Source organism: Photobacterium indicum (assembly GCF_003026215.1).
In the GTDB taxonomy this organism is placed as follows: Bacteria; Pseudomonadota; Gammaproteobacteria; order Enterobacterales; family Vibrionaceae; genus Photobacterium; species Photobacterium indicum.
In genome coordinates this window covers 1-812 of sequence record NZ_PYOC01000031.1, presented here as the reverse complement: position 1 = coordinate 812, position 812 = coordinate 1, and the positions used below count along the sequence as shown (strand labels likewise).

The following is an 812-nucleotide window of genomic DNA, read 5'->3' as shown; positions in this document are numbered from 1 at the left end:
CCGTTTCTTTGTCTGGTGAGCAGCAAGGTCAAGACGTGAAAGTTACGGTGACTATCGAACAGAATGTCCCGTTGGATCATACTAATACCGGCGACAGCGAAGGCTACATTACCTCTGCGAATGATGAGATTCACATTAATGTCCCCGTGCAAGCGACTGACACCGATGGCGATAATTTAGATACCCCAGCCAATGTGGACATCACCATCACCGACGGTGACAATCCTACATTCGGCACAGATACAGGCGTGACGATCAATGAATCTTCACAACAAGGCAGCGTAATTTCCGGTCAGATCCCATTGGATGTGGGCTCAGATGCGATTGATACCATAGTGTTCCAAGCTGACCAGCCGGGATTAGCAGGCATTACGAGTAATGGTCTGCCAACTACCTTTACTGCTACTGGCGATACCCTGACAGTACTTGATAGTGCTGGCGATACCGTGATGACGGTAACTGTCGATACCGACGGTTCATATAAGGTGACCGTAACAGGTTCTATCGACCAAGGTGACAGTGAATCCACCAATATTGATTTGAACGTGACTGCGACTGACAAAGACGGCGATACCACTGATGGTTCGATGGGTATCACCATAACCGATGGTGATGACGCGTCGGGCAGCTATAACGGCACCATTACACTGATTGAAGGTGATTTAGACACTGACGGCAATGGTGTCGGTGGCACAGATACGTCTTATCCTGCCACACAGTCGGGTGATTTTGCGTTAATCGCTGGTGAAGACCGTTTAGTCCCTGACTCTGTTCAAGTGGACCCAGCTCAAGTGGCAGACTTGATGGCAGAG

General features: G+C 49.4%; 1 protein-coding gene. It reads left to right on the top strand.

What is annotated here, in order from left to right:
• On the top strand, window positions 1-812 hold an 812-nt coding region (locus C9J47_RS27195), incomplete at both ends, for a hypothetical protein (RefSeq protein WP_170107584.1).